The following is a 6,971-nucleotide window of genomic DNA, read 5'->3' as shown; positions in this document are numbered from 1 at the left end:
CGCGCCGATCCTGGCGGCGGGCGAGACCCGCGAATTGGCCGCCCTGGCCGCGTAGCGCCGTTTCACCGCGCGCCGGGCTCGGCCCGCGCCTGCGCACGAACTCATATCGAAGACAGGGGCCGGCCGGCGCCGTCAGCGCGCCCCGGCGGCCAGCAGCAGCTGCGCCGTCGCCGCCTGCCTGCGCTGGCGCGCGTGCCACAGGGGGCTGCGGCCATCGCCGTCGCCCAGGTTCACATCGGCCCCGCCCGCGATCAGCAGCGCGACCACGGCCTGGTGGTCCGGCCCGCCATCGCTCAGGATGATGGCCTCCAGCAACCCCGTCCAGCCCAGCCGGTTGACATGGTCCGGATCGACGCCGGCCGCCAGCAGCATGCGCACCGTTTCGACCAGGCCGCGTTCGCAGGCCGGGATCAGCGCGGTGCCGCCGTAGCGGTTGGTGCTGCGCAGGTCGGCGCCATGGCGCAGCGTCTGCGCCAGGATGCCGTTGTGACCGCGGGCGCCGGCGTACAGGTAGGCGCTGTCCTGCATGGCGTTCTTGGCGTTGACGTCGGCCCCGGCCTGGATGAGCGCCGAGGCGGCCGCCTCCGCGTTGATCAGCGTGGCGCGCAGCAGCGGCGTGTTGCCGTCGGCGTCGCGCGCTTCCAGCGGCGCGCCCCGGGCCAGCAGGGCCTGGACGCGGGCGGCGTCGCCGTCGCCGGCGGCCTGCAACAGGGCGGCGCCGGCCTCGGTCTCGCCGGCCGCGCCCGAACTGGCCGCGCTGCCCTCCGCGACCGCCAGCAGGGTGGCGGCCAGGAAGGCGCGCCAGGAGCGGATGATGGACATGCGTCGGGTCTCCTTGTCGTGTCGTGGATACTGCCTCGATTATGCCGCCATGATCCGTCGCCGGCGCCCCGTTTGGCGAATACCGCCGATCGCTGCAGAATCCCGGGATTCCCTTCTCTCCGTTTCCGCCATGGACACCTTCAACTACATGCGCGCCTTCCGGCGCATCGTGGAACTGGGCAGCCTCGCCAAGGCGGCCGAGGACCTGGACATGTCGTCCGCCGGCCTCAGCAAGCAGTTGCGCGCGCTGGAAGCCCACCTGGGCGCGGTGCTGATCCAGCGCACCACGCGCAAGATGAGCCTGACCGACACCGGCGCCGCCTACTATGCCGAATGCTGCCGCCTGCTCGACGAACTGGATACCCTGGAAAAATCCATCAAGCAGCAGGCCGGGCGCGTGGCCGGGCGGCTGCGGGTGAATGCGCCGGTGTCGTTCGCGCTGAGCGTGCTGTCGCCCTTGCTGGCGCGCTTCCTGCGGCAGTATCCGGAGCTGCGGCTGGACCTGGCCATGGAGGACCGGCTGGTCGACGCCGTGGGGCTGGGCTTCGATGTGTCGATCCGCCTGCGGGCGCAACTGGATGATTCCTCGCTGATCGCCCGCCGGCTGGCGTCGCTGACGCAGGTGCTGTGCGCGGCGCCGTCGTATCTTGCCCAGCGCGGCCATCCCGGCAGCGTGGACGACTTGCGGGGGCATGACTGCCTCAGCTATAGCCTGGCCGACAGCCCCGGCCCGGTGCCGGACGACGATGCCAGCCATCCCGCCGACCCGTTCGGCGCGCCGACGCGGGTCCAGGCCAACAACAGCCTGATGCTGCGCGACCTGCTGGAAGCCGGCCTGGGAATCGGCGCGCTGCCGTCCTTCCTGGCCGCGCCCGCCATCGCCGAAGGCCGGCTGGCGCGGGTGCTGCCCGATCTGCCCAGCGCGCCGCGCCAGGTCTACGCGGTGTATCCCACCAGCCGTCACCTCCAGCCCAAGGTCAAGGCCTTCGTGGACTTCCTGGCGCAACATCTGCCGGCCGCCATGGGCGGCGATTGTTGACGCCCAGCGAATAGAGTCCTGCCGGCGAACGCCTTACTCGCGCGCCGCCCCGTCCGTAAGCTGGCATCCATTGAAACCCGATGGATGCCCGCATGTTTTCGACCTCGCCCGCCACCCCCGCCGCGCCCGCCGGCAACCCCGCGCCCGCCGCGCCGCGGGTCGTGGACTTCTTCCACGACGTGGTTTGCGGCTGGTGCTACGTCATGTCCCCGCGCCTGCGTCAGGTGGCCGCCGAACTCGGCATCACGGTGCGCCAGCGCAGTTTCGTGCTGCAGGAATCGCCCGAGCAGATGCGTCGGGTGTTCGGCTCGATGGAGCGCGCCAAGCGCGTCATCCTGGGGCATTGGGACGCCTGCGCCCGCCACGATGACGAGGCGCGCATCGACGTCGAGGGCATGCGCGCCGAGACCTTCGACTATCCCAGCGGCCTGGCCGGCGCCCTGGCCTGCCAGGCGGCCCACCTGCTCGCGGGCGACGCGGCGCATTGGGACCTGTTCGACGCGATCCAGCGCGCCCACCTGAGCGAGCATCGCAACATCGGAGACGCCGCGGTCCTGCTGGACATTGCCGTGGCGCAAGGCTTCGACCGCGCCGAATTCGCCCGCATCATGCAGGGCGAGGACGCCTCGCGGCGCGTGCGCGACGACCGCGCCGCCGCCGCGCGGCTGGGCATCGATTCCATCCCCACGCTGGTCGCGGGGCCGCACCAGGCCCGCCTGCAGACCTTGCCGTTGGCCGAGCTGCGGCAGCGCCTGGCGGCGCTGATGCCCGCGCGCGGCTGACGCCGATCCGGCGTCGTCAGCGCTCGCCTTGCCTTTTCCTCAATCCCGCCCGTCCGCCGGACGAGGCTTTCCTGCTCAAGGTGTCTTATGCCGTCCCTTTACTCCCGCAAACTGCTCGGCCTCGCGCTGGGCGTCGTTCTTGCCAGCAACGTGTTCGCGCATGGCGCGCCGTCGCGCGCCCCGGCCTCCGGCCAGGAAGTGGGCGTCAGCCCCTGGGGGCCCGATGACGAGATCGGCCGCCTCAACCTGATCACGCCCGAATCGCGCGCCGCCGTCATGTCGCGCGTGGCCGGCGACAAGGTCTATGACCTGGCCACCGAATACTACGTGGGCATGCCCAGTTGGCAGGACGCCGGTGATCCGCGCTACCAGTTCTGGATGACGCACACGCCGCGCGGCACCGAGGTCGACGATCCGATGGGCGTGGGCAAGGACATGAACGCCACGCGCAGCTACACCGGCACCGCGTTCTCGATGTACAGCCACACCGGCACGCATATCGACGCGCTGAACCACTTCGGCATCCACGGCAAGATCTGGAACGGCTTTCGCGCCGACGAACACCTGGGCGACCGCGGCTGGAAACGCACCGGCATCGAGAAATTCCCGCCGCTGGTGGCGCGCGGCGTGCTGATCGACGTGGCCGCGCTCAAGGGCGTGGACATGCTGCCGGATTCGTACCGCATCACGCGCCAGGACCTGAAGGCCGCGCTGGCGCGCCAGAAGACCGAACTGCGCCAGGGCGACATCGTGCTGATCCGCACCGGCCGCATGAAGCTGTACCACGATCCGGCCGCCTACATGGCCCAGCCGCCCGGCATGGGCCTGGACGCGGCGCGCTATCTGGTGGAAGAGGGCGGCGCCATGATCCTGGGGGCGGACAACCTCAGCTTCGAGACCTTCCCGTCCGAGGTCGCCGACGACTACGTGCCGCTGCATACCTATCTGCTGGCGCAGCAGGGCGTGCCGATCATCGAGCTGGCCGCGCTGGACGAACTGTCGCGCGACAAGGTCTATGAGTTCGCCTTCATCGGCGGGCCGCTGAAGATCCGCGGCGGCGACGCCGCGCCGCTGCGTCCGGTGGCGATGCCCTTGCGCTGAGCGCCGCCGCCGCGCGCGGTCGGTCGAACGCCCGGATCGGCGGCAGCGCGCCGTCATGGCGTTCCACCTGCACCGCCGTCAACTGGCCGCTGCAGCCCTGCGCCAGCGACGAGGTGCCGACGTCGCGCGTCAGGATGTTGGGATTGCCGTGGCCGCACAGCGTCACCTCGCCGTCTTCGTCGCGTACCGGGTCGTACCAGGCGCCGGTGGGCAACTGCGCCACGCCGGGCATGATGGCCTCGCTCAACGTGGCGCTGGCCAGGCAGGCGCCGCGTTCGTTGAACAACCGCACGATGTCGCCCTCGGCGATGCCGCGGGCCGCGGCGTCGGCGGGATGCAGGGTGCAGACCTCGCGGCCCTGGCGCTTCTGCGCGGCGCTGTGAGCGCCGAAATCCAGTTGGCTGTGCAGGCGGGTGGCGGGCTGGTTGGCCACCAGGAACAGGGGATGCGCCGGGGTCGGCGCGTCTTGCGGCGCCAGCCACGCCGGATGGCCGGGGCAGTCGGCATAGCCGAAGCCGGCGATGGTCGGCGAGCTGATCTGCACTTTGCCGCTGGGCGTGGGCAGCGGCTTGCCGGCGGGATCGTCGCGGAAGGCGCGCAGGATGCCGCCGTCGTCGTCCTGTTGCGGCAGCGTCAATTCGCCGCGCTTCCAGAACTGATCGAAGTCCGGCGCGTCCAGGCCTTTTTCCTCGAGGGCCGCGCGGGTTCTTTCATACAGGTGGCGCAGCCATTCGGCGCTGCCGCGGCCTTCGGTGAAGGCCTCGCGCGCGCCCAGCCGTTCGGCCAGGTCGGTGAAGATGTCGTAGTCGTCGCGCGCCTGGCCGTTGGGCGCGGCAATGCGGTGCATGGCCACCAGCAGCGGGTCGGTGGGCGCGCCGCCGATGTCCTCGCGTTCCAGCGTCATCGTGCAGGGCAGCACGATGTCGGCGTGGCGCGCGGTGGCGGTCCAGCCGATCTCGTGCACCACGAAGGTGTCGAGCGTGGCGAAGGCGCGCGCGAGGCGCTTCAGGTCCTGGTGGTGGTGGAAGGGGTTGCCGCCCGCCCAATAGGCCAGCCGGATACGCGGATAATGCATGCGCTTGCCGTTGTAGTCGAACGGCTCGCCGGGATGCAGCAGCATGTCGGCGATGCGGGCCACGGGGATGAAGTCCTTGACGCCGTTCACCCCCTGGGGCAGCGAAGCCACCGGCACCGCGTTGCTGCGCTTGCCGTAATGCGCCAGCGTGCCCAGCGCGTAGGCGTAGCCCCCGCCCGGCAGCCCCAACTGTCCCAGCGCCGCGGCCAGCACCGCGCCCATCCAGACCGGCTGTTCGCCATGTTCGGCGCGTTGCAGCGAATGCGACACGGTCACCAGCACGCGCTTGCCCGGCAGCGACCGCGCGATCCGCGCGATGTCCGCGGCCGGCACGCCGCAGATCGGCGCGGCCCAGGCCGGATCCTTGGCCTGGCCGTCCGCGCGGCCCATCAGGTAATCCTCGAAGCCATCCCAGCCCTCGCAGAAGTCGCGCAGGAACGTCTGGTCATGCCAGCCATTTGCCACCAGCTCATGCACCAGCGCCAGCATCAGGGCCACGTCGGTGCCTGGCGCCGCGCGCACCCATTGCGCCGCCGCCTCCGCCGGCAGGTCGGAGGCGAGCGGACTGATGTTCAGGAAGCGGCAGCCGCGCTGCGCGGCCTGGCGCATCGAGTCGCGCTCGATGTGGCGGCTGATGCCGCCGCTGGCCACGCGCGAGTTCTTCAGCGCCATGCCGCCGAAGGCTAGCACCACGTCGGTGTGCGCGACGATCTGCTCCCAGGTGACGTTGCGGCGCGCCACGTCGTCCATGCTGCCCAGGATGTGCGGCAGGATGACCGCCGAGGCGCCGGCGCTGTAGCTGTTGACCGAACGCACGTAGCCGCCCAGCGCCGTGTTCAGGAAGCGGTGCACCTGGCTCTGCGCATGATGGAAGCGGCCGGCGCTGGACCAGCCATACGAACCGCCGAACACCGCCTGCGGGCCGTGCTGGTCGCGCACCCTGCGCAGTTCGGCGGCCAGCAGATCCAGCACGTCGGGCCAACTGACCGCCACGTAGTCGTCGCGTCCCCGGCGCGGGTCCGGCCCCGGTCCGCGTTCGAGCCAGCCGCGCCGCACCATCGGCGTGGTCACGCGCGCGGGATGGTCAAGCGCGTTGGTGAAGTTCTCTATCAGCGGATTCGGAGCCGGATCGCCCGGATGCGGCCGCACGTCCAGCACGCCGTTCCGCCAGGCCGCGGAGAACACGCCCCAATGCGCACTGTGGGGCTTGCGGCCGTCGTCGGCGCGGGCGGGTTGGGAAGAGGCGTCGATCATGGGCGTGTCAGGGGTTGGCGCCCGTGGCGATGGGCGCGCCGGGCTGCGCGCTCCATTCGCTCCACGAGCCGGGGTAGAGGGCCGCGCCGGGCAGGCCGGCGACTTCCATGGCCAATAGATTGTGGCATGCGGTGACGCCCGAACCGCATTGGCACACCACCGCGTCCGGCGCGCGGCCTTCCAGGCGCGCCAGGAACGCTTCGCGCAGCGCGGCAGGCGGCAGGAACCGTCCGTCGGCGCCCAGATTGTCGCGGAAGAAGCGGTTGCGCGCGCCGGGGATGTGGCCGCCGACCGCGTCCAGGGTTTCGTTTTCGCCCCGGTAGCGGTCGGGCGCGCGGGCATCGAGCACCAGGCGGTCGTGCCCGGCCAGCGCTGCGCGCAAGCCGGCGTAGTCCAGGGTCGGATGGCGGCCGTCGCGCGCGACCAGCGCGCCTGCCGCGCGCGGGACAGGCGCATCGGTGGTCAGCGGCAGGCCCGCCGCCTGCCAGGCGTTGGCGCCGCCGTCCAGCACCGCCACGGCTTCGTGGCCGATCCAGCGCAGCAGCCACCACAGGCGCGCCGCGTACATGCCGCCGGCGTTGTCGTAGGCGACCACCTGGGTGTCCGGGTTCACGCCCAGCGCCGCCAGGGCCCGCGCCAGCGCGGCGCGGTCGGGCAGGGGGTGGCGGCCGTTGCGGCCGGTCTTGGGGCCGCTCAGGGTGTCTTCGAGGTGGACGTAGAAGGCGCCCGGCAGGTGGCCGGCGTCGTAGTGACGGCGGCCGGCCTGCGGGTCGGTCAATTCGAAGCCGCAGTCCAGCACCAGGATGCGTTCGCGGTGCGCGCCTTGCAAGGCCCGGGCCAGGTCCTGCGCGCAGATCAGCGTGGTGTGCATGCGTGGCTCCCCGCTCAGGCCTGGCCG

The 6,971-nt window shown here is 71.6% G+C and carries 6 protein-coding genes; 3 read left to right on the top strand and 3 right to left on the bottom strand.

Going from position 1 to position 6,971, the window contains the following annotated elements:
- Positions 1-132: 132 nt before the first annotated feature.
- On the bottom strand, positions 133-822 hold the full coding sequence (locus HV783_RS08755; RefSeq protein WP_082401811.1) for an ankyrin repeat domain-containing protein: 690 nt from the start codon (positions 820-822) through the stop codon (positions 133-135).
- 130 nt (positions 823-952) lie between these two features.
- Between HV783_RS08755 and HV783_RS08750 the strand changes: the two genes are divergently transcribed.
- From HV783_RS08750 to HV783_RS08740, 3 genes are all read left to right on the top strand, one after another.
- Positions 953-1,861, top strand: a complete 909-nt coding sequence (locus HV783_RS08750) for a LysR family transcriptional regulator (RefSeq protein WP_054500764.1) — start codon at positions 953-955, stop codon at positions 1,859-1,861.
- Between the two features lie 92 nt (positions 1,862-1,953).
- On the top strand, positions 1,954-2,643 hold the full coding sequence (locus tag HV783_RS08745) for a DsbA family oxidoreductase (RefSeq protein ID WP_254603853.1): 690 nt from the start codon (positions 1,954-1,956) through the stop codon (positions 2,641-2,643).
- Positions 2,644-2,730: 87 nt separating this feature from the next.
- On the top strand, positions 2,731-3,744 hold the full coding sequence (locus tag HV783_RS08740; protein WP_064525829.1) for a cyclase family protein: 1,014 nt from the start codon (positions 2,731-2,733) through the stop codon (positions 3,742-3,744).
- Here the strand turns inward: HV783_RS08740 and HV783_RS08735 are convergent.
- Complete coding sequence (locus tag HV783_RS08735) at positions 3,671-6,073, bottom strand: molybdopterin guanine dinucleotide-containing S/N-oxide reductase (RefSeq protein WP_254603852.1); 2,403 nt, start codon at positions 6,071-6,073, stop codon at positions 3,671-3,673. The genes HV783_RS08740 and HV783_RS08735 overlap by 74 nt on opposite strands.
- A gap of 7 nt (positions 6,074-6,080) precedes the next feature.
- On the bottom strand, positions 6,081-6,944 hold the full coding sequence (locus tag HV783_RS08730) for a sulfurtransferase (RefSeq protein ID WP_175188992.1): 864 nt from the start codon (positions 6,942-6,944) through the stop codon (positions 6,081-6,083).
- Between the last annotated feature and the right edge of the window lie 27 nt (positions 6,945-6,971).

It is taken from the genome of Achromobacter dolens, from assembly GCF_902859745.1.
In the GTDB taxonomy this organism is placed as follows: domain Bacteria; phylum Pseudomonadota; class Gammaproteobacteria; order Burkholderiales; family Burkholderiaceae_B; genus Achromobacter; species Achromobacter dolens.
Note: the sequence above shows the minus strand (reverse complement) of the source record. Positions and strands in the feature narration are given on the sequence as shown.